Origin of the sequence: Parathalassolituus penaei (assembly GCF_026626885.1) — a bacterium.
Lineage (GTDB): Bacteria > Pseudomonadota > Gammaproteobacteria > Pseudomonadales > Oceanobacteraceae > Oceanobacter > Oceanobacter penaei.
This window is the reverse complement of sequence record NZ_JAPNOA010000059.1, coordinates 307,593-330,368: the sequence shown is the minus strand read 5'-3', so window position 1 is coordinate 330,368 and position 22,776 is coordinate 307,593. Positions and strand designations below refer to the sequence as shown.

The window sequence follows — 22,776 nt, the reverse complement described above, 5'->3', positions numbered from 1 at the left end:
GTGTCAGCTCCCTTAAGCCTGGTTCGTACCAAGAGTTGCTTCGTTTACGACCGGGTTTTCCAGTACGCCAACCGCTTCGATGTCGATGGATACGCGGTCGCCGGCTTTTAATGCCAGTGATGGACGGCGTTCAGGGGTGCCCGCAATGATCAGGTCACCGGCTTCCAGCGTCATAAAGCTGCTCAGGTAGCTCACCAGTTCTGCCACGCCGTAACGCAGCTGATCGGTGTTGGTAGCGTGGGTTTTTTCACCGTTAACCGAGGTCACGATGGAAAGTGCATTTGGGTTGGCGACATCAGCGGCATCAACCATCCACGGGCCAATCGGGCAGAAGCCATCGCGGCACTTGGCTTTTACCGCCGGGCGGTAAAACGAGGTTTCGGCCAGCGATACTTCGTTAACCACGGTGTAACCACCCACAAACTCCAGCGCCTCGGCTTCAGAAACACGGGTGGCGCGTTTGCCAATCACAATACCCAGTGACGGACCGGCATAAATGGTGGTGCCATCAGCCGGAGCCGGAATCGCCGCGCCGTAACCGATGTGGGTGTTCGGGGTCTTGATGTGCAGAACCGGACGGGTCGGTGGTGTGACATAAGGCTTGTCGTTAAACGCAGCTTCCAGACCGGCGTACAGGGTCTTGTCGTTCAGGGCGATGCCAAACACGGTGCCGGTGGTGGCAGGCAGCCATTGTGCAGACGTCATGTCCTGCTGGCTGTTGGGATCAATCGCAACCGCGGTTGCAACGCCATCCTTCAGTATGCGGCCATGCCTCATGATGATTCCTCTATGCGGGGGAGTGGTTGCGGGAGGCAACCGCCTCGATTCGTTATTTTGTTAGCATGTTAAGTAGTTTATGGGTCAGGCTGAGGTTGTCAATAAGTTAATATGTTAATTAGTGCCATGGTCGCAGAGGGAATGGGATCATTCTTGGCGTCTGGCCGGGCAGCGATCGGATCTGGCGATTTGCGGCTAATCGGCTTGTTAATTGGCGAGGCTGTTTGCCCTCTAGGGGGACCTTGTCCCCCGGCCGGGCGGGCCTCCCCCTGCTTTTGCCCTGCTGGGCTCGTGTCTCCGGTATTCACCGACAACGGCTTTTCGACCCCGGCCAGATGGCACGTCCCTGTGCCAACTGGCCTTGCGGGGCATCCATGCCCCGGCTGGGTCGGCCGTTGCGGTGAATCCCGGCTCGCCCAGATGGGCATTTGGTAGCCAGCTGCGCCGGTGTATTGGTGGATGCTGTTCGTCCGACGTCTGGCCGGGCAGCGATCGGATCTGGCGCTTTGCGGCTAATCGGCTTTCTCGTTCCCACGCTCCTGCGTGGGAATGTTGTGCTGGTGGTCTGGATGCTGTTCTTCCGACGTCCGACGTCCGACGTCCGACGTCCGACGGCTGCTGGCGGCTACTCTGCTTGTTAATTGGCCAGGCTGCTTGCCCTCTTGGGGGACCTTGTCCCCCGGCCGGGCGGGCCTCCCCCTGCTTAGCCCGACTGGGCTCGTTTATCCGGTTTTCACCGACAACGGCGTTTCGACCCCGGCCCGATGGCACATCCCTGTGCCAACGGGCCTTGCGGGGCATCCATGCCCCGGCTGGGTCGGCCGTTGCGGTGAATCCCGGCTCGCCCAGATGGGCATTGGGTAGCCAGCTGCGCTGGGTTTAAGCGGTGTGTTGGTGGATGCTGCTCGCCCGACGCCCGACGCCCGACGCCCGACGCCCGACGCCCGACGCCCGACGCCCGACGCCCGACGCCCGACGCCCGACGCCCGACGCTCGACGCCCGACGCCCGACGCCCGACGCCCGACGCCCGACGCCCGACGCCCGACACCCGACACCCGACGCCCGACACCCGACACCCGACACCTCTTCTTGTGCCTCTCATGCGCGGCATTAGTTGACATTGGTTAACATGTTAAATAGATTTGCTTAATATATTAAGCGGTTTGTCTTGTTGTGTCGGTTGATGGCACTTCAGGGCTGGTGTTGATTCCCCAAGAGGAGCGCCTGGCAGGCGGTAAAAAACAATGATCAAGAACCTGATTAACGGCAAATGGGTCGAGAGCAAGGAAGTGTTCGAGACCGTCAACCCGGCAACCGGTGAAGTGCTGGCGGAAGTGGCACATGCATCTCCTCAACAGGTGGCTGAAGCCGTTCAGGCGGCGAAAGACGCTTTCCCGGCGTGGGCCAATATGCCGGTGGCCAAGCGCTCCAAGATTATCGAAAAGCTCGGCGATCTGATCGCTGATAACGTTGAAGAGCTGTCTGAGATGGAGACCAAAGACACTGGTCTGCCGCTGTACCAGACCCGCAATGCTCTGATTCCACGTGCTTCCAGCAACTTCTACTTCTTCGCTGAAAAAGCCAAGCAGATGAATGGTCACACCTACCCAATGGATGACCAGATGCTGAACTACACCCTGTACCAGCCAACCGGTGTGTGTGCGCTGATCTCCCCATGGAACGTGCCATTCATGACCGGCACCTGGAAGACTGCACCCTGCCTGGCGCTGGGTAACACCGCGGTGATGAAGCAGTCTGAGCTGTCACCGCTGACCACCGATTTCCTCGGCCGTCTGGCGATGGAAGCCGGTATTCCGGCCGGTGTGTTCAACGTGGTGCACGGCTTCGGTTCAACCACCGGTAACGCCCTGATCATGAACAAGGACGTTAACGCCATTTCCTTCACTGGCGGCACGGCTACTGGCAAACACATCATTGCCAGCGCTGGCCTGAAGAAGTTCTCCATGGAACTGGGTGGCAAGTCGCCGGTGATGATTTTTGACGACTGCGACTACGAACGTGCACTGGACGCTGCCCTGTTTGGCATCTTCTCCATCAACGGCGAACGTTGCACCGCTGGTTCCCGTATTTTTGTGCAGGAAACCATCTACGACAAATTCGCCACCGAGTTTGCCGAACGCGCCAACCGTATCCAGGTGGGCGACCCGATGGATATGAACACCAAGGTCGGTTCCCTGATCAGCCAGCAACACTGGGACAAGGTAACCGGTTACATCCGTGTGGGTATCGAAGAAGGCGCCAAGCTGATCGCTGGTGGCCCTGAGAAGCCAGTACACGAACTGCCTGCACACCTGAAGAACGGCCACTTCGTACGTCCAACCGTATTCCGCGATGTGACCAACAACATGCGTATTGCCCGTGAAGAAATCTTTGGCCCGGTTGCCGTGCTGATTCCGTTCAAGGATGAAGCCGATGTGATCCGTCTGGCCAACGACAACGATTACGGTCTGGCGTCTTACCTGTGGACTCAGGACGTGGGCAAGGTGCATCGCATCGCCCGTGCGGTAGAAGCCGGCATGCTGTTTGTGAACAGCCAGAACGTCCGTGACCTGCGCACTCCGTTTGGTGGTGTGAAGGCGTCCGGTACTGGCCGTGAAGGTGGCGATTACAGCTTCGAAGTGTTCTGTGAACCGAAGAACGTCTGTATCTCCATGGGTTCCCACCACATTCCGAAGTGGGGCGTGTAATCCATGCCGCACTTCGTCGTCGATTATTCAGACAACCTCCATGAACTGCTGGATTTCCAGCCGCTCTTCAAGGCTCTGCACGACTACGTGGTGTCCACCGGCGCATTCCCCATCGGGGGAGTGCGCAGCCGCGCGATCCGTTGTTACGACTACCGGGTCGCCGATGGCCGCGAGGATTTTGGTTACCTCAATCTCAGCCTCAAGATCGGCCACGGCCGTGATATGGCGCTGCAGCAGGAGGTTGCCAAAAACGTGTTTGCCATTCTGTGTGACTGGATGAAACCGGTAACGGACCACCACTACGTACAGATTTCGTTTGAGATGACCGAGCTGGCGCCGGTACTCAAATACAACAAGAACAACATTCATCCGTTGTTTGCAGGCGCAGATAGCAAAGGCGGCTGAGCCGTTTTTGCGGGTTTGTTGTTTGCAGGCGCCGATAGCAAAGGCGGTTAAGCCGTTTTTGCCGGTTTGTTGTTCGCAGGTGCCGACAGCAAGGGCGGTTAACCGTCCATACGTGTTTTACGAGGCCATCACCAGCCCCTGATTGATGTGTGTGATGTGTCCTCAGCCCGTGGGCATACGGGCGCTACATAATTACAAAAGGGAGAACCCCGAACCATGAAACGCATTTCAAGCACATTCAAATCAGCCATTGGCAAGCGCGTTGGCGGCACCCTGCGGGTGGCTGTTCTGGGCCTGTCGATGCTGGCATCCGGCTCTGTTCTGGCCGAAACCGTACTGCGAGTTGGCACCTGGTTACCACCAACCAACGCCCAGAACGCCGTGGTGTGGCCAACCTGGGCCAAGTGGGTGGAAGAAGCCACCGAAGGCCGTGTAAAGGTCACCATCGAAAATACCTCTGGCCATCCGAAAACCCTGTTCCAGGCGGTGGAAGATGGCGTGTACGACGCCTCTTTCAGCTTTAACGGTTACGTACCTGGCCAGTTTACTCTGCCACAAATCGTCGAGCTGCCAGGCCTGGGTGCCGGTGCCGAAGCCTCCTCTGTGGCCCTGTGGCGCGTGTACACCAGCCGTCTGGCCAAGGCCAACGAGTTCGAAGGTCTGGAACTGATTGGTATGTTCACCCACGGCCCTGGCCAGATTCACACCCGTGAGCCAATCAGCTCGCTGGCGGATCTGAAGGGCAAAAAAATCCGTGTCGGTGGTGGCGTGCAGACCACTCTGGGCGAGCGTATGGAGGTGACCCCGGTGGGTGCGCCAGCGCCAAAAGTGTACGAGATGCTGCAACAGGGTGTGATCGACGGTGTGTTCCTGCCTGTGATGGAGCAGAAAGTACTGCGCCTGAACGAAGTGACCAAATACCTGACTGTGCTGCCTGACGGCATGTACATGGGTGCCTTCTCGATTTTCATCAACCCGGACTTTATGGATAGCCTCAGCGAACAAGACCGCGCGGCCATTCTGTCGGTATCCGGTGAAAAACTGTCTGCCATGGCCGGTCGTGCCTGGGATGCCGGTGATCAGGAAGGTTATGCCGCCGCGGAAGCGGCGGGTGTCACCATCAACCGTGTGCAGCCAGGCAGCCCGATGGCGGTAGAGTTTGAAAAACTCACTGCCGGTATGGACCAGCAGTGGATCGATTCCGTTAAAGACCGTGGTGTGGATGCCGCCGCGGCGCTTGCCGAACTGCGAGAGATCGCTCGTAACTACCAAGCTCCAGTAGCCAAGTGAGGCCCGCATGTCTGCCTTGACCAATTGGGTGGCGGAACATTACGAAGAGCGGGGGCCAGCCGCATGGCTGGCCTTTGGCCTCGAAGTGTTCGCCGGAATCATCATCTGCCTGATGATGCTGCTGACCTGTGCCGATGTGATTGGCCGCTATTTCTTTAATGACTCGGTGGATGGTGCGGTGGAGATGACCGAAATCGCCATCGCTCTGTTGGTGTACGCCCAGATGCCGGTGATTACCTGGCGTGGTGGCCACATCGTGGTCGACATGCTCGACCGTTATCTCGGCAGCCGTCTGGTGTGTGCACTCGGATTGTTGGCCGCCTTGCTGGTATCAACCTCGTTTTATGTGCTGGCTGACCGTCTGATGGAACTGGCCGAGCGCTCCTTGCGCCGCAACGTGGTGACGGAATACCTGCAATTACCGGTCGGACACATCATCGAATACATCGCGGTGATGAGTTACGTAACGGCCGTCCTGATGATCACTTACGGCGTTTACCGCCTGTTCCGGGAATACCGGCAACACTGACCTCCTGCGCTGTGCAGTTGCTGATGACGCGGTTTCCGGCTGGAAACGGCGCCTTGCGGCTGCCTGGGCGCAGGTGTTCTGAACCAAATTCGGGTATGTACACATGACAATTGCATTGATCGGCTTCGCCATTCTGCTGCTGCTGATTATTCTGGTGCGGGTGCCAATCGCCTTCGCCATGGGACTGGTCGGCTTTTTCGGGTTTGCTGTATTGCAGGGCCTGACCTTTGAAAACTTTATGGATTTCCGCTGGACCGGCGCCCTGTCGATGGCCGCCAACCGGGTGGTGGACACCTCCCAGGATTACGGTCTGTCGGTGATTCCGCTGTTTATCCTGATGGGTAACCTGGTGACCCAGTCGGGCCTGTCGCAAGAACTCTATCAGGCGTCCAACGCCTTTCTGGGGCATCGTAAAGGTGGCCTGTCGATGGCAACCGTTGTGGCCTGTGGTGGTTTTTCGGCCATCTGTGGCTCGTCGCTGGCAACCTCGGCCACCATGGCCAAAGTGGCGATGCCACCGATGCGCAAGTTCGGTTATTCCGACTCGTTGGCCACGGCTTCCATCGCTGCCGGTGGCACCCTCGGTATCCTGATTCCGCCCAGTGTAATTCTGGTGATTTACGGTCTGCTGACCGAAACCAGTATCCGTGAGCTGTTTGCTGCCGGTTTCCTGCCTGGTTTCCTCGGCATCCTGCTGTATCTGGCGGCGGTGCGTTATGTGGTGTGGCGCAAGCCGGAAGAAGGCCCGCGTGGTGAAAAGATGGACTGGCCGCAGCGCATCAACGCCCTCAAGGGCGTCTGGGGTGTGCTGACCCTGTTTATTGTGGTGATGGGGGGGATCTACATCGGTATTTTCACTCCGACCGAAGCGGCGGGTATTGGTGCCGGTGGTGCACTGGTGATTGCGTTGGCGCGTCGTTCACTGACGCTGGGCACCTTCTTCCTGGCCGTGGCGGATACCGGTCGTACCACCGCCATGCTGTTTGCGGTGCTGATCGGCGCACTGATTTTCTCTGACTTTATCAACCGTGCCGGTCTGCCGGAAGAACTTCTGACCTTTGTCAGCTCGCTGGATATCGGCCCGATGGGCGTGATTCTGGTGATTTTGGGTATCTACATCGTGCTGGGCATGGTGTTTGAAAGCCTGTCGATGGTGCTGCTGACCGTGCCGATTTTTTACCCGCTGGTGCAGAGCCTTGGCTTTGACCTGGTGTGGTTTGGCATTGTGGTGGTGGTGGTGACGGAAATCAGTCTGATCACCCCTCCGGTGGGGATGAACGTATTTGTTCTGAGTGCGGTACTGCGCGACGTTAACCCGGCCACCATTTTCAGAGGTGTTACACCGTTCTGGTGTGCTGACATTGTGCGATTGGCGCTGATTACCTTTATCGCCCCGATTTCACTGATCCTGCCACAGTTACTGTACCGTTGAGTTGGGAGGGAACCCTATGCTGCCTGATGTAACCCGTATTCTGTACGCCTCTGACATCCAGCCGGGCGCTCGCCCGGCGTTCCGCACCGCGGTCAGTCTGTGTGGCCATTACCAGTCACACATCACCTTCCTGCATGTGGTGGAACCCATGCGTGAACATGCCGAACGGCTGGTGAGAAGTATGATGGCGACTGATCCGTCGTTAAAAGCCCTGCACGACGATGGTCTGCGCCATGTCCAGCAGCAAGTGGTAGAGCGGGTTGAACGCTTCCGCCAGCAGGAGCTGCAAGACCACAACCAGTTGCGCGACGAGCAGGTCACGGCGCGCGTTGAAGAAGGCACACCGTGGAAAAAAATCCTCGAAGTAGCCGATGAAATCGACGCCAGTGTGATTGTGATGGGGGTTCGCCACCACACCGCCTTGTTGGGAGAAACCGCCAGCAAGGTGATGCACCACAGCACACGTCCGGTGCTGATTGTGCCGCTGGGCTGATGGTGCGCCTGGTACAGCCGTCACATTGGCAGGTGACGGCTTCCCGGGGACCTCTGAACCATGCTCAACCACATTATGGTTTGCAATGTTTTCTGGACGGCCAGCCACCCTGTCAGTGGCCGGCCAGCTGGAACTGGCAACGCCTGGGACAACGTGACTACCTGCGAATCAGCAGTGATTCCGTTCAGACCCTGAAGGGCCGTATGCCCTGTGGACAGCTGTTTTTACTGGGTTGTCTGCAAGGTCAGGTGGAGTGGTTGCCAGCCGGAACCGGCGCATTGGAAAACGCCCACAGCGGGCGGCTTGCGGATCATGACGTTGTGCAACGGGTGTGTGCTGGCGAAGTCCGGGTACTGAATGCCAGCGCTGTCCTGCATCTGCAGGTGTTGGCTGGTTCGGTGCTGTTACTGGTGCGGATTCCTGTGTCGGAATTACAGGCTTCAGCGCGTGAGCTGGGTTTGTATTGTGGTGGTAAACCGCTGCAGTTGGGGGCCTGTGCCCACGATAGCCGAGCCATGCGCAGTCTGTTGTTGTTGCTGGAGGATGGTCTGTTGTACGGCGGGCAACCGCTCTGGCGGCAGGCGCTCGACTGTCAGCAACGCCTGTGTGACACCCTGTTACTGCAGGGCTGGCCGCATTCGCTGTCGTTGTCATTCAGTTCGCGACCACTGCAGGCCGCTGCGTTGCAAAAAGCCCGGCGCTGGATTCTCGACCATATCGGTGATGACATTGGTATTGAAGAGATGGCGGCGGCGGCGGCGGTCAGTGCCCGTACGCTTTATAACCTGTTCCGCCGCGAAACCGGCCTGACTCCGGCCGCTTATCTGCGAGCCTTGCGCATTGAACAGGTGCATCTGGCGTTGCGTCAGGGTGGGGATGCCACTGTCACCGAACTGGCGATGGCGTTCGGCTTCACCAACCCAGGGCGTTTTGCCCGTCAGTATCAGCAGCAGATGGGTGAGTTGCCGTCGGTCACGCGTCGAGGCCGGGGCAACTAACCTGGCTGCTGTCTGGCCAGATCAGCGTCGCTGGCGCTCGCTCCAGTGGCGCTGCATTTCCACAAACAGGAACGATGCGGTCCAGGTGATCAGCACCATTCCGGTCAGGGCTTCGAGGCCAGTGAGGTAACGCAGGTTGCCTTCCGGCTGGATGTCGCCAAATCCCAACGTGGTGAACACGGTAAACGAGAAATAGGCGCAGTCGAGCAGGGTGTCATGGGTGTTGCCAGTCAGTACGCCCCAGCCGTCGGTGTGGCTCATCACGTAATAGGCGAGTGCAAAGATCCAGACTTCTACCGAATGGGCCACCAGTGCGCCGAATACCCCGACCAGAATGCGGGAACGATGGCGCAATGCCAGCGCCCCCAGGCCCATGCCCAGCCAGCCCAGAAACTCGTAATGGGTGACGACCACCAGCACAACAATCAGGGTGTTAAGAACAAATACAGACAACATGTGGGGGAGGGTTCCGCTACTGGTAAGCCGGATACCATTCTACTCGGGTGCTGCTTGCGAGGCTGCTGGAAGGTGCTGCTGGTTGGCACAAATCTGCCGTGGGTCATTGAGTGCGTCCGACGTCTGGCGGCTACTCGGCTTGTTAATTGGCCAGGCTGCTTGCCCTCTTGGGGGACCTTGTCCCCCGGCCGGGCGGGCCTCCCCCTGCTTTTGCCCGACTGGGCTCGTGTCTCCGAAATTCCCCGACAACGGCTTTTCGACCCCGGCCCGATGGCACATCCCTGTGCCAACGGGCCTTGCGGGGCATCCATGCCCCGGCCGGGTCGGCCGTTGCGGTGAATCCCGGCTCGCCCAGATGGGCATTGGGCTGCCAGCTGCGCTGGGTGAAAACGATGTTGATGGATATTGTTCGTCTGGCGTCTGGCGTCTGGCGTCTGGCGTCCGACGGCTACTCGGCTTGTTAATTGGCGAGGCTGTTTGCCCTCTTGGGGGACCTTGTCCCCCGGCCTTGCGGGGCATCCATGCCCCGGCTGGGTCGGCCGTTGCGGTGAATACCGGCTCGCCCAGATGGGCAATTAACGGTGGCCACCTTTGGTGGGTGAAGCTGGTTTTGTGGTAGGAGCGCGCCATTGGCCGCGATGGTGTTTCGGCGTCGCTCTGATGCTGGGCACGCTTCGCTGTGCACCAGCCTACTATTAGTGACAATTGCGCCTGACGTCCGACGCCCAACACCGGAGCTCAGATCGCAAACACTGCTACCTGTTGCTGCAGGCCATTGGAAAGGCTGGCTATTTCGCCACTGGCAATCGCGCTCTGGCGGGCATTTTCCGATACTTCATCCAGTGCCTGGCGGAATAACACTACCGTACGCTGGATATCATCCGATACAGCCGCCTGCTGCTCAGTAGCGGCGGATACTTGCAGGTTCATATCGTTGATCTTGCCTACAGCATAAGCGATATCCTGTAGCAACTGGCCAGTAATTTCGGTAGTGCTGACGCTATCGGCAGCGCGGGAACGGGCTTCCTTGAGAATGCTGACGGCTTCCATTGAGGACGACTGCAGCACGTTGATCATGTCACCTATCGATTCGGTCGCTTTCTGGGTGTTTTGTGCCAGTGCCCGCACTTCGTCGGCCACCACCGCAAATCCACGTCCTGCTTCGCCAGCCCTGGCTGATTCAATCGCTGCGTTAAGGGCCAACAGATTGGTGCGTTCGGCAATACTGCGAATGACAGTTAACACTTCCGATATGGAACCGGACTGCTGATGCAGGCGATTCACAATATCGTCGGAGCGTTCTACGCATTCGGACAGTCGAGAAATCGAAGCAATGTTGGCATTGATCTGTTGGCGGCCAGTCAGTGTCTGATCATTAGCTGCATGGGCTTGATGCGCGGTTTCAGCGGCACTGTTGGCCACTTCGCGCACCGCGCCAGACATTTCGGTGATCGACGAGGTAACCGACAGAATCTGGTCATTCTGACGCGATACGGTCTGGCTGACCTGGCTGGCGATCATACTCATTTCTTCCGAGGCAACCGCGCTTTGATGCACGGCATCACGTAGTTGCTGCAAAATCTGGTGGAAACGTTCCAGCATGTGATTCTGGGTTTTTGCCAGCTGTGCCAGTTCATCGTTACTTTCAACCCGGATGCGGTGGCGTAAATCCGAGCGTTCTGCAATGTGATTGAGATCGCTGATAAGAGAATTGATGGGCTGATTGATTGAGCGGTAGATCAACAGCCCCGAAATCAGGATGGCGCTCAAGGCAAGCAGACAGATCGCCAGCAGCAGTGTTTGAGTCTGGGCAAAATTGTCTGCCGACGAGGCAACGAATTCTGCTGAGACATCGAGTTGCAGTTGTATCAACTCCTCCAGAGCGACAGTCAGGGGATCGAATGTGCTGTATAGCTCATGAATAAACTCGGGGCCCGGGATGTCGAGAAAGGTCTGGTTCTGCACGGCTGCCAGATAGCGGTCGATCAGCTGTGAAGCTTTCGCAAAATTCTGGTCTGCAATGGCGATCAGGCTTTTTTCTCTCTCGGTTAGAAGGGTTTCCTTATACGCTTGCCAGGTTTGAGACGCCTTCTGTCGAGCCTGATTAACCGAGTTGACAAGTTCTGGCTGGCTTATCTGCTGGCCTCTGTACTTATGGAACAAGTCCACAATCGCGATGCCGTAGGAATCGGAAGTTGCCTTGATCTGTTGCAAAGGTACAACCCGATCCTGATAAAGAGAAACCATATCCTGATGCTGTTTTAGCATAATCGATAAGGTTGTCGAAGCCGTCCCGATCAGTACGACGATTGGGCAAACGACCAGAAGTAGCAGGCGCACTTTGATCGATATGGAACGAAGCATGACAGTTCCTCAATAACAATTGTTTGAGGAAAGAGTAGACCAGTTTGCTTGCGGTGTTGATAAAGCGACCCATCCTTGGGTCTCAGGTAACAACACGGATGCCGTTCAGGGGTAGGCGGCCGGAATCAGCAGGGCAAAGTGTTTTTTGCCTTTGCGCAGCAGGTGATAACCACCGGGCAGGCTGAGCGGATGGGTTAACAGCAGCGCTTCTTCGGTAACCGTCCGGCCGTTCAGCATCACTGCACCGCTGGCCAATAATTCGCGGCTGTTACGGCGTGAGCTGGCCAGCCCGGCGTTGACCAGTGCGTCGGTCAGAGTGTCTCCCACGGTCCAGGGGCTGGTGCTGAGGCCATCCAGTGCCAACTGCTGTAATTCGTTTTCGGCCAGATCAGCGACTTCGCCACTGAACAGGCTGGCGCTGATACGTCGGGCCTGCTGCAAACCGGTTTCACCGTGCACCAGCCGGGTAATTTCCTCGGCCAGAATCTGTTGTCCTTGCGGACGACCGGGGTTGGCAGCATCGCTGGCTTCGATGGCGTTGATACGACTGACCGGCAGGAAGCTGTAGAACTTCAGGAAGCGGTAGACATCGGCATCGGCGGTATTCAGCCAGAACTGGTAGAACCGGTACGGTGAGGTTCGTTCGGGGTCGAGCCATACCGTACCGGATTCGGTCTTGCCGAATTTGGTGCCATCGGCCTTGGTGATCAGTGGCAGGGTCATGCCGTACACCGTGTTGCCGTTCATGCGACGGGTGAGGTCGATACCGGCGGTGATATTGCCCCATTGATCGTTGCCACCCAGTTGCAGAGAACACTGGTGGTCGCGGTTGAGGACAGCAAAGTCCCAGGATTGCAGCAGGCTGTAGGAGAATTCGGTGAAGGAAATCCCCTGATCCGGGCGTTCGATGCGGGTGCGCACGGAATCCTTGTTGATCATGCTGTTAACCGAGAAGTACTTGCCAATATCGCGCAGGAATTCCAGCACGCCGATACCTGCGGTCCAGTCGCGGTTGTTCACCAGGGTGGCGCTGCTGAGGTCGAGAAAACGGCCAATCTGCTGTTTCAGGGCTTCGACCCACTGGTCGATCTGGTCAACGCTGTTAAGGCTGCGTTCGGTGGCCTTGAAACTCGGGTCACCAATCATGCCGGTGGCGCCACCAATCAGGGCCAGCGGTCGATGACCGGCCAGCTGGAAACGGCGCAGCATCAGCAGGGGCACCAGATGGCCAATGTGCAGGCTGCCAGCGGTCGGGTCAAAGCCACAATACAGGGTGCGTGGTTCGCCATTCAGGTACTCCTCCATGAAGGGCAATTCGGCACTGCTCTGGGCTATCAGGTTACGGGCAACAAGGTCCGGCACCAGGCCGGGATCGGGTTGTGTGGTCATGGCTCGGCTCAGCTCTGATCAGAAAAAGGATGTCATGGGAATCGAGCACCAGTCGCGGCCGGAACAGATTGCGGTTACCCATAAGCGGTGTTTCAGGCGCGCAGTGCTGCGTGGTTGAGGCACCAGTGCCTCCAGTGGCAACTGGCCTCCGGCAGGGAATATCGCCGGGTTGGCGGCAATTTCCGGTTTTACAAACGGCATTGCCGATTGCATGGCCGTCGGGAACGCCAGATAGTTGGAATTGCGGGCGGCGTTGTGTGGCTCCATCAGGAAGTTGATAAACGCATAGGCCAGATCCGGGGCGTTGGCGTCGGTGGGCACCGACATCACGTCGATCCAGATAGCCGCCCCTTCGCGCGGAATAAAATAGGCCAGCTGTGGATAACCACTGATGTCGGCCAGTACGTTGCCGGAATACCCGACGGCGACACAGACCTTGCCGCGTGGCAGGTCCTGACGGTACTGGGTGGCGTGCAGGTACGTGGCAGCGGCAACGCTGTCTTTCAGCAGTACACCGGCAGCGGCCAGTTCATCGGGATTACTGGAATTCACCGAATAGCCCAGATACACCAGCGCGGCGGCAAACAGTTCGTCCCGTTCATTCAGCAAGGCGATACCACACTGGGCGGCCTTGGCGCGGACCGCGGGGTCAAACAGCAACGCCCAGGAATCCTTGTATTGGCCGATGCCCAGACGTTGCAGGGCCTCAACATTCACCCCCAGACCGGTAGTACCCCACATATAGGGCACACCGTGCAGGCTGTTGCTGTCCTGCTGGCGGTACTGCTGGAAAATGTCCGTGCGTAATTCATTGAGACGCGGCAGCTGGCGGGTATCGAGGGCCTGGATACGATTGCCCGCTTCCAGGGTGTTGATCACCCTGGACGTCGGAAAAATCAGGTCAAAATGATTGGCCGGGTCAAACAGCTTTTCACTGAATTCCTCAACACTGTAATAGGCGCTGTAATCCACGTGGGCGTTATATTGCTTTTCAAAGTCCGCAATAACCGCCGGGTCGATATATTCACCCCAGTTGAGGATATGCAGGGTACGCACGGCCTTTATGTTGTCGGCTGTATTGGCCGCTACTCCGTTGATTGTCAGCGGATTGATATACAGGCATATGGCCAGCAGCAGACTGCCGAGCAGGGAAAGTCGGTTCCGGTTCATAGGGTTATCTCCCGTTGAATTGTCCGGATACGAGGGTGATATCCGGATTGAAGGCAAAACATCAGGGCCCCGGGCAGCCGCGGCTGTCAGGAATGGAGCGGTTTTTATGCTGGTAATACCGGTAATAAAAAGGGCGGTGAGAACACCGCCAAGCTTCGGTTCTTCCGGTCAGGAAGTCCGTGTCAGAAAATCAGGTGTTACACCGGGTCAGGCTCGAACAGGCCGCGTTTCATCACAAAGCGCACCCAGACGGCACCAATCAGGCTGATCAGCAGCAGGATGCCGCCGGTAATTTCGTACACCTGCCACACCATTTCCGGGGAAGGTGCATTGTTGAGTGCAATCCAGGCCATGCTGCCGATACCAAACACTTGTGGCAGTGGATACCAGGGCGAACGGAATGGCCGTGGATAATCGGGATAACGGCGGCGCAGTACCAGCACGTTGATATGGGCAACGATGTAGGCCAGCAGCCAGCTGGTGGACGCCGAAATCAGCAGGGTCAGCAGCAGGTCGACCTTCAGCAGGCACATTGGAATCAGGATGATACCGGCCATAAACACAATGGCGACCCATGGCGTGCCAAAACGGCGACTGGTGATCTTCAGTTGCGGGAAGGCTTGACCGTTTTCGGCCATGCCCTGCAGCATACGCGGCACCCCGGCCAGTACGGTATTCACTGTACTGCAGGTCGCAGCCACACCCATTATGGTGGCCAGCAGCAGGCCGTACTGGCCAAACACCGCTTCGACGTAATCCAGGTAGGGCAGCTCGGATGTGGTCAGCTGCTCGGCGGGAACATAAAAACCGGCACCCACACTGAACAGGGTAAACAGTCCCAGCATAACCACCAGCGAGATAAACATGGCGCGCGGAATATTGCGCTGCGGGTTATCAATCTCGTTCACCAGCGGGCAGATAAATTCAACGCCCACCATCAGCCACATGGCCAGTGCAATCAGCGACAGAAAGCTGCCATCGAGCACACCGCTGAGGCTCCAGTCGACCGCGGCACCGGCGGCGATGGTGGCTTGTGGACCATGGCCCACCGCGGTGATGCCGGTCAGCAACAGCGCACTGACCAATACAAACGACAAGGCATTCTGGACGGTGGCAAACACATCTGTGCCTACCAGGTTGGTCACCACCAGCACCAGCAGAATCACCACCGGCACCGCCATGTGCGGAAAGGTATCCGGGAACAGCTGGCCAATCATGGCGTCGACCAGAAACATCTCGACCGGAATTGCCAGCATGGCCACCACCACATAACCGGCAAACACCGCCACAATCGCCGGAAAGTGGCCAATGGCTTTTTCGGTATAGGTAGCCAGTGTACCGGCGTGGGGGAACATCAGCGCCAGCTCGGCAAACGACATGGCGTTACATTGGGAAATCACAAACGCCACCAGCAGCGCGGCGAGAAAACCCGTACCACCAAGACCAATACCCTGGGTCGCGGAAATCATGGAGCCCTGAACAATCACCAGGCCCAGACAAATGGAAATCATGGTCAACAGATGAATCTTGCGGCGCGGTTGAGGCGTGGCCGCCGCGGCGCTACAGGACGCCACCGGAACAGACGAGGAAATGGAACCGGACATGGTTGGGACTCCACCATTCAGACTTCGATGTCATTCATCATGGCACCGCCAACAGGGCGGTTTCATGCTCCAGTGTGCCGGTTTGTTGCACCAGAGTGACAGTCATTCAGCGACAAGAACAACGGTCATGACTGTCAGCGCGGTTGTGTGGCAGGGGCTGTCAGCTGCTCGGTGGCAACAAAAACAGAACGGCTGTGTAACAAGTTGCAGTTGCTCTCCATCGTAAATATCAATATCTGGTATTGATGGTATTGCTGGGATCAGCCCGGCTGATATGCACGATATATCGTTATCAATATGAATGATTGTTGATTCGGAAACGGTGATATTGCCTGACCAAGCCCTGACACTTCCTGAATCATATGTCCTGTCTGGTGGTGGCAGAGGGCATAATGGGTCAATTGCAATGGTCGATTCCGATAATAAACATTGAATCAAACGATTTAAGTGATGGCCGAAGCGGCCCTTATTGTTCCTGCAGTTTCCGTTTCTGGCAGTAACGCGGAAACGGGTACTCCATATCCAGAATCCGAGAGAACAATAAAAATGAAACAGCCAAAATATCACGGCCCGGCTTTGCTGCGCCTGTCGCCTCTGTTCCTGGCCATCACCCTGGCGGCCTGTGGTTCCGACTCCGACAACAAGTCATCCAGCGCGGATACCACCCAGTCTCTGGAAGTCGCTGCAGACTCCAGTTACACCGTTTCCAGCACCACCACCCTTGATTCCCTGACCATTGCCAGCGGCGCCACTCTGGCTGCCGAAGACGGCAAGAGTCTGACCATGACCGTCGACGGTGTGGAAACTCCGCTTGCCGAAGGCAGCTATAGCGGCACTGTGGTGCTGACCCCGACCGACAATATCGAAATCACCTATGGTGAACTCGACCCGCACTATTTCCGTACCGCCGTGTATGTGGAAGATGGCGCCTATGTGGCCAGCAAGTCGGTAGCGTCGGCCTATGTTGACGGTGAAGTCACCGACAGCAGCCTGAGTGGCGGCAGCATCACCTCTGTGGGTGAAAAATTTAACGGCATCATGGTGACCAGCAGCGCGGATAACACCGATACCTTTGATTACGACATCAGCGACGTCACCATCAACTTCACCGGTAACGGTGGTAACGACTTTGCCGGTTTTGGCGCCGCGATTTATTCCAACGGTTACGCCAACGTCAATGTTGAGAACGCCACCATCGAAACCACCGGTGCGGTACGTACCGCCGTGTTTGTGGATGGCAACAGCACCATGTCGGTGAACAACTCCAATATCGAAGTGCACAACGGCACCCTGCCGGAAGACTACGTCTGGAACGTGAACCTCGGTGAAATGATGGAAGTGCCATGGATGCTGGGTCTGACCGGTAACGTACGTGCCACCAACCTGGTGGGTCAGGGCACCGCCTACTACAACAACTCCACCATCAAGGCTCAGGGCTGGGGTGTGCTGTCGACTGACGATACCGAATCGGTACGCCTGTACTGCATCAACTCCACTCTGGAAACCAGCGACAGCGGTTACGGCGGTTACTCGATTGGTGACGCGGTGGATACCTTCAGTAACTGCAAACTGAACGTGAACGACTACGGTCTGATCATGGCCGCTGAAGGTGCAGGCACCTTCACCGATGGCACCGTGGTTAACTCCGACCGTTTTGGTGTGATGCTGCACTCCAACGGCAACGGCACCCTGCGCATCGAACGTGGTGCGGTGTTTAACACCGGTGAAGCGGTGATCCAGGCCAAGGGCAGTTTCCCGACCATCGAAGTGGATAACGCCAGCCTGAACTCCGCCAACGGTGTGATTCTGCAGCTGATGCCAAACGATGACCCGTACTTCGCCCAGTTTGTGGCGATGTTCCCGGAACTGGGTGGCAGCACCGGTTCTTCTTCCAGCGCCAGCTTCACTGACGTCACCCTGAGCGGCGACATCATTCACGGCAACACCGCATCTGGTGACCTGAATGTGACCCTGGCCAGCGCTACTCTGACCGGTGCCATCACCACGGCTACGACTGCCTTCCAGTTTGAACTGGATGGTCTGGCTGCTGCCGACGTAACCGCCGACCAGTACTACTACATCGGTCAGGTGCAAAACACCTTCGAAGCGACTGGTGAAGATGGCGGTCTGTTCCTGACCATGGATGGCAGCTCTTCATGGGTCGTGGATACCACTTCCTACCTGAACAGCATCACCATTGAAGACGGCGCCAGCATTACCGCCGCCTCTGGCAAAACCCTGACCATGCTGGTTGATGGTGTGGAAACCGCGATTGCCGCCGGTACCTACACCAATGTGGTGATGCAGGTTGCGTCTGCTGAGTAAGTATCACCCTGTGCTGATTCAAGGATGACGGGTTCTCGGGCCCAACCACGGATGGTTTTTTCTTCCAGCAGCGGGGTTGCCAACAGGCAGCCCCGTTGTGTTTGGGCGTGGAGCCGCAGGTCAGGACGGAGAATGTGAGATGCGCATGATGTTGAAGCGTTGTTTGACTCGTCAGAAGCCACAGCCAGCCAGTGCCGGGTGCGGCTGGATGGTACTGGCGCTGCTGGCTTGTCTGGTCAGCCAACCGCTGCTGGCGTTGCCAAAAACCACCGATGTCTGGATGACGGTGAATAACGATCCGGTGCAGTGGGATGAATACTATTTCTGGCTGACCTACAGCCTGCGTGCCTATCGGCAAATGCAGGGGGTCAGTAACAACGGGGATGTCTCTCGCCCGGACGGCCGTTTGATTGACTGGCAAGCCCAGGTGGACGGGGAACCGCTGGCGCAGTGGTTAAAACATCAGGCCGGTCGTTACGCCTGTGAACAGCGCGAAGTGCGGCGTCTGGCCAGTCAGCGTGATATTCGTCTGACCGAACAGGATCAGACCCAGATGCAGCAACAACGGCAGACCCAGATTCGTACCTATGGTGGCGAACGTGAATATCTGACGATTTTGCGCCGTATGTACGTCAGTGAATCTGTGTATGACCGCTTGCAGGAAACCGATCGTTTATCGGCACGCCTGTTCGACAGCCTGTATGGCGAAGAAGCGCGTAATGTCGACGCAGCGCTGGTAGAGGATTACATTCAGGCTCGCCAGTTGCGCCATGTGGGTTACCTGTTCCGCCAGAAACCGGCGGATGCCAATGCTGCGGCGGCGTTAAAACAACAACTGCTGGACACGCGTAAGACGTTGTTGGCCAGTCAGCAACCGGCATCGGCCTTGTTAGCCCTGATGCGTGAGCAGGGTGAAGACCCACAGATGAAACGTTATCCACAGGGGCGTCTGGTCAGTGCCGGACAATTACCGGCAGTGCTGGAAACGGCTTGGCAACAGCTGGATAACAACGGCATCAGCCCCTTGCTGGAAACCACAGAGGGCTGGTACTTGCTGACCCGTTTGCCCATCACCGCCACTACCCGGGTCAACAACAACGATCATCCATTACGCTACTGGGCCGCTTACCAGCAACGCTTCCGGCCGCTGGTGGGACAGGGCTGTGCGGCGTTGCCGGTAACGGTTGCAGCGGATTACCAGACACTGGATCTGGCCACGGTGTTGCATTAAATCGGAGTCGTTCAAGCGTATGGTGAATGCGCGCAGTGCTTATTGCAGCTGCGCGGGTTTACCGGCTTTCTGGCGCTCCGCCAGCCACTGTTCCTGCGGCATGGCACCGTCCTTGGCCGACAGCTGATCCACCACTTCAAAGAAGTCGGAACGGAACTTGTCTTTGAGGATTTCGTTACGCGGTTTGCCCTGAATCACATACAGGGTTTGCAGGTTCTGGTGGTCGAATGCCCGCCATTGCTGTTCATCCTTGAGACCGGTGTAACGGTAGCCTTCCAGCGCCGTGACCAGCTTGTCACCATTCACACTGCCAGCCCGTTCGGCGGCATCCTTGAACTGGTAAACAATGCTGTAGGCCGAGGCGGCCGGACTGGCCGGATACTGGTTAAAACGTTTTACAAAGGCTTCCACAAAGGCCTGACCACGTGGGTAATTGAGCTGGTAGGGGATGTTCCACTCCCATGGTGAGGTGGTGACCACACCTTCCATCAGGCTGGCTCCGGCGGCACGGGCAATCCCCAGCGTCACCGATGGCGCAATCACCTTGAAGCGGTCGTCCAGTTTGAGGTCATGCAACAGACGCAGGCCGGTAATCAGGTCTTCGCCGTTCAGCACCAGAACCAGCACACCGGCATTGGAAGCGGCAGCGGTCTGGATCGCCGACTCAATCTCCTGCTGGCGTGGTTTCGGGAAACTGACCCGGGCTGACGGGTGTTTGCTGATGTCCTGCAGATTGGCCTGCTCGCGCAGTGACTGTTCGGTCGAGGTGCCCCAAATGTAATCGGCGGTGACAAAAAAGAAACGCTCATCCGGCAGCTGGCGGCGGATGTAATTGCTCAGCGCCTTGCCAATCATCCAGGCGTTATGGCACTCGCGGAACATAAAACGCTGGCCTTCAATACCGGTGGTTTCGTTGGCGTAGGTGAGGGTACCAAAGTAGGGGATACGATGGCGCGCGGCCTCCTGACCACCGGCAATGGCTACCGGCGATGTTGCGCCACCAAACACCATCACCGCCCCCTGTTCGGCCATCTGGCGCACGTTTTCGACGGATTTTTCCGGCTTGGATGCGGTGTTGGCCATCAGCAATTCCAGAGGCCGCCCCAGCACACCACCGGCAGCGTTGATTTCCGCCACCGCCAGTTCAGCCCCCATGGCTTCGGAGATACCGTCTTCCTTCAGGCGGCCTGTTGCGGGGTAATTCAGCCCCAGCAGAATCGGTTCAGCCGCCATCAGCAGAGAGGGCAGGCAGCAGACAGCCAGCATGGCCAGCGTACGCAGAGATCGGCTCACAGCGTGGTTCCTTATCGAATTGTTTTTGTTGTTCTTCAGAGGTCGGGCAGCGTGGAGCTGGATGGCTACACGCTGTAGCCACGGTAGGGAAGTTGGCGCAGGAGGTCTACGACAGTCCCTGCAAAGCGGATTGCAGGATCTGTCCAGTCTGGAGTCTGGCGACGCGGCTTGTTAATTGGCCAGGCTGCTTGCCCTCTTGGGGGACCTTGTCCCCCGGCCGGGCGGGCCTCCCCCTGCTTTTGCCCGCTGGGCTCGTGCCTCCGGTATTCCCCGACAACGGCTTTCGACCCTGACCCGATGGCACGTCCCTGTGCCAACGGGTCTGGCGGGGCATCCATGCCCCGGCCGGGTCGGCCGTTGCGGTGAATCCCGGCTCGCCCAGATGGGCATTGGGTAGCCAGCTGAGCTGGGTTAAAGCGGTGTGCTGGTGGATGCTGTTCGTCCGACGTCCGACGTCCGACGTCCGACTTCTGGCGGCTACTATGCTTGTTAATTGGCCAGGCTGTTTGCCCTCTTGGGGGACCTTGTCCCCGGCCGGGCGGGCCTCCCCCTGCTTAGCCCGACTGGGCTCGTGCCTCCGGTATTCCCCGACAACGGCTTTCGACCCCGGCCCGATGGCACATCCCTGTGCCAACGGGCCTGGCGGGGCATCCATGCCCCGGCCGGGTCGGCCGTTGCGGTGAATCCCGGCTCGCCCAGATGGGCATTCGGTAGCCAGCTGCGCTGGGTAAAAACTGCGTTTTCATTCTCGTTCCCACGCTCCTGCGTGGGAATGTTGTGCTGGAGGTTTGGGTCTGGATGCTGTTCTTCCGACGCCCGACGCTCGCCTCAAAAACAAAAAAGCCCCGGTGTTCCCACCGGGGCTGGAGCAAGTGCTTATCTCGGAGATATCTCAATAAAGCCCTTCGAGTGCTTATTTGAGATCTTCATACGGCAGGCCAACGTATTGCTCGGCAATCACCTTGCGACCGTTTTCACTGCTGAGGAAGTAGTTCAACTCGGACTGCATGAAGCGCTTGTGCATCAGCGGGGTCATGCCGTCGCCAGTAAATTCGTTGCCGAAGTCGTGCATCATGTTGGTCATCCACCAGGAGAAACGTTCACCGTTCCAGACACGACGCAGGGCGATTTCGGAGTACTGCTCGATGCAGGATTTGTCGCCTTCCTTGTAAACACGCTGCATGATCTTGTACAGGGTGGCGACGTCGGAAGCGGCGAGGTTCAGGCCTTTGGCGCCGGTTGGTGGCACGATGTGGGCGGCGTCACCCACCAGGAACAGGTTGCCGTATTGCATTGGTTCACACACAAAAGAGCGCAGTGGGGCGATGCTCTTTTCGATGCTTGGGCCGGTTTGCATGGTGGCGGCGACGTCGGCTGGCAGGCGTTTTTTCAGCTCGTCCCAGAAACGTTCGTCAGACCAGTCTTCAACCTTGTCGGTCAGCGGTACTTGCAGGTAATAACGGGAACGGGTCAGGGAACGCTGGCTGGCCAGGGCAAAGCCGCGGTCGCTCATGGCGTAGATCAGTTCGTGGTTGCACGGTGGCACGTCGGCCATCAGGCCCAGCCAGCCGAACGGGTATACACGTTCGTGTTCGGTACGCAGTTCGGCCGGAATGGTCTGGCGGGATACGCCGTGGAAACCGTCACAGCCTGCGATGTAATCACAGTCCATACGGTATTCTTCACCCTGATAGATAAAGGTGACGTATGGCTGTTCGGATTTTACATCGTGCAGGGCTACTTTTTCGGTTTCGTAATAGGTTGGCAGATTGGCAGCCTGACGGGCGTCCATCAGGTCGCGGGTGATTTCTACCTGGCCGTAACACACCACGGTGTTACCACCGGTCAGTTCTTTCAGATCAATGCGGAAACGTTCGTTGTTGATGGACAGTTCCACACCTTCATGAACGTGGCCTTCGCGGTCCATACGGTCAGCAACGCCGGCTTCACGTACCAGATCCACAAAACCCTGTTCGAGGATACCGGCACGGATGCGGCCGAGTACGTAGTCACCGGATACACGATCCAGAATCACGTTGCTGATGCCTTGTTTGGCCAGCAATTGGCCGAGCAGCAGACCGGATGGACCTGCACCAATAATGGCTACCTGGGTCTTGATGGATTTCATAGTAATAAGCCTCTGCGTTGCTTGTTGTTATGTATCCATGATGGTGAATTCCGGCCCCGGCCTGAATGGAGGATATTGGCAATCGCTGGTACTTTTTCGACATTCTGTGTGTCGGAACTGCATTGATGGCCGCTGCCGCAAGGAGGGCTTTGTCGTGTGGTTAGCCATCGTCGCAAAGCGTTT

Annotated in this window: 18 protein-coding genes; 10 read left to right on the top strand and 8 right to left on the bottom strand. The window is 57.6% G+C overall.

Annotated features, from left to right (window positions below; all coding sequences use genetic code 11):
* Positions 1-12 precede the first annotated feature (12 nt).
* Positions 13-777, bottom strand: coding sequence for a fumarylacetoacetate hydrolase family protein (locus OUO13_RS19585; RefSeq protein ID WP_283175595.1), 765 nt, complete (start codon positions 775-777; stop codon positions 13-15).
* Between the two features lie 898 nt (positions 778-1,675).
* On the opposite strand from OUO13_RS19585, the gene OUO13_RS20105 reads away from it, so the two are divergent.
* From OUO13_RS20105 to OUO13_RS19550, 8 genes are all read left to right on the top strand, one after another.
* Entirely contained in the window at positions 1,676-1,906 is a 231-nt protein-coding gene (locus OUO13_RS20105; RefSeq protein ID WP_428982370.1) for a hypothetical protein, read from the top strand.
* Positions 1,907-2,022: 116 nt separating this feature from the next.
* Positions 2,023-3,486, top strand: coding sequence for a 5-carboxymethyl-2-hydroxymuconate semialdehyde dehydrogenase (hpaE, locus tag OUO13_RS19580; RefSeq protein ID WP_283175594.1), 1,464 nt, complete (start codon positions 2,023-2,025; stop codon positions 3,484-3,486).
* Between the two features lie 3 nt (positions 3,487-3,489).
* Positions 3,490-3,891, top strand: coding sequence for a 5-carboxymethyl-2-hydroxymuconate Delta-isomerase (locus OUO13_RS19575; RefSeq protein ID WP_283175593.1), 402 nt, complete (start codon positions 3,490-3,492; stop codon positions 3,889-3,891).
* A gap of 216 nt (positions 3,892-4,107) precedes the next feature.
* Positions 4,108-5,181, top strand: a complete 1,074-nt coding sequence (locus OUO13_RS19570; protein ID WP_428982369.1) for a TRAP transporter substrate-binding protein — start codon at positions 4,108-4,110, stop codon at positions 5,179-5,181.
* A 7-nt stretch (positions 5,182-5,188) separates the two neighbouring features.
* Positions 5,189-5,710 (top strand): TRAP transporter small permease, encoded by a 522-nt coding sequence (locus OUO13_RS19565; RefSeq protein ID WP_283175592.1) that lies wholly within the window; start codon positions 5,189-5,191, stop codon positions 5,708-5,710.
* A 103-nt stretch (positions 5,711-5,813) separates the two neighbouring features.
* Positions 5,814-7,142 (top strand): TRAP transporter large permease, encoded by a 1,329-nt coding sequence (locus OUO13_RS19560; protein WP_283175591.1) that lies wholly within the window; start codon positions 5,814-5,816, stop codon positions 7,140-7,142.
* A 16-nt stretch (positions 7,143-7,158) separates the two neighbouring features.
* Positions 7,159-7,635 (top strand): universal stress protein, encoded by a 477-nt coding sequence (locus OUO13_RS19555; protein ID WP_283175590.1) that lies wholly within the window; start codon positions 7,159-7,161, stop codon positions 7,633-7,635.
* Between the two features lie 80 nt (positions 7,636-7,715).
* Positions 7,716-8,633 (top strand): helix-turn-helix domain-containing protein, encoded by a 918-nt coding sequence (locus tag OUO13_RS19550; RefSeq protein ID WP_283175589.1) that lies wholly within the window; start codon positions 7,716-7,718, stop codon positions 8,631-8,633.
* A gap of 21 nt (positions 8,634-8,654) precedes the next feature.
* Here OUO13_RS19550 and OUO13_RS19545 read toward each other — a convergent pair whose 3' ends face one another.
* The 5 genes from OUO13_RS19545 to OUO13_RS19525 all read right to left on the bottom strand — a co-directional run bounded on the left by OUO13_RS19545 (position 8,655) and on the right by OUO13_RS19525 (position 15,616).
* The gene (locus OUO13_RS19545; RefSeq protein ID WP_283175588.1) at positions 8,655-9,089 is read right to left on the bottom strand and encodes a potassium channel family protein; all 435 of its coding nucleotides are present in this window, start codon (positions 9,087-9,089) and stop codon (positions 8,655-8,657) included.
* Positions 9,090-9,827: 738 nt separating this feature from the next.
* The gene (locus tag OUO13_RS19540) at positions 9,828-11,453 is read right to left on the bottom strand and encodes a methyl-accepting chemotaxis protein (protein ID WP_283175587.1); all 1,626 of its coding nucleotides are present in this window, start codon (positions 11,451-11,453) and stop codon (positions 9,828-9,830) included.
* 105 nt (positions 11,454-11,558) lie between these two features.
* The gene (gene tyrS, locus OUO13_RS19535) at positions 11,559-12,842 is read right to left on the bottom strand and encodes a tyrosine--tRNA ligase (protein WP_283175586.1); all 1,284 of its coding nucleotides are present in this window, start codon (positions 12,840-12,842) and stop codon (positions 11,559-11,561) included.
* A gap of 18 nt (positions 12,843-12,860) precedes the next feature.
* On the bottom strand, positions 12,861-14,012 hold the full coding sequence (locus OUO13_RS19530) for an extracellular solute-binding protein (RefSeq protein WP_283175585.1): 1,152 nt from the start codon (positions 14,010-14,012) through the stop codon (positions 12,861-12,863).
* A gap of 197 nt (positions 14,013-14,209) precedes the next feature.
* Complete coding sequence (locus OUO13_RS19525; protein WP_283175584.1) at positions 14,210-15,616, bottom strand: APC family permease; 1,407 nt, start codon at positions 15,614-15,616, stop codon at positions 14,210-14,212.
* Between the two features lie 546 nt (positions 15,617-16,162).
* On the opposite strand from OUO13_RS19525, the gene OUO13_RS19520 reads away from it, so the two are divergent.
* Both OUO13_RS19520 and OUO13_RS19515 read left to right on the top strand, forming a co-directional pair.
* The gene (locus tag OUO13_RS19520) at positions 16,163-17,941 is read left to right on the top strand and encodes a hypothetical protein (RefSeq protein ID WP_283175583.1); all 1,779 of its coding nucleotides are present in this window, start codon (positions 16,163-16,165) and stop codon (positions 17,939-17,941) included.
* Between the two features lie 139 nt (positions 17,942-18,080).
* Positions 18,081-19,172 (top strand): hypothetical protein, encoded by a 1,092-nt coding sequence (locus tag OUO13_RS19515; RefSeq protein ID WP_283175582.1) that lies wholly within the window; start codon positions 18,081-18,083, stop codon positions 19,170-19,172.
* A 39-nt stretch (positions 19,173-19,211) separates the two neighbouring features.
* On the opposite strand, the gene OUO13_RS19510 is transcribed toward OUO13_RS19515, so the two are convergent.
* Together OUO13_RS19510 and pobA are read right to left on the bottom strand one after the other, a co-directional pair.
* Positions 19,212-20,465 (bottom strand): ABC transporter substrate-binding protein, encoded by a 1,254-nt coding sequence (locus tag OUO13_RS19510; protein WP_283175581.1) that lies wholly within the window; start codon positions 20,463-20,465, stop codon positions 19,212-19,214.
* A 913-nt stretch (positions 20,466-21,378) separates the two neighbouring features.
* On the bottom strand, positions 21,379-22,584 hold the full coding sequence (gene pobA, locus OUO13_RS19505; protein ID WP_283175684.1) for a 4-hydroxybenzoate 3-monooxygenase: 1,206 nt from the start codon (positions 22,582-22,584) through the stop codon (positions 21,379-21,381).
* Positions 22,585-22,776 lie beyond the last annotated feature (192 nt).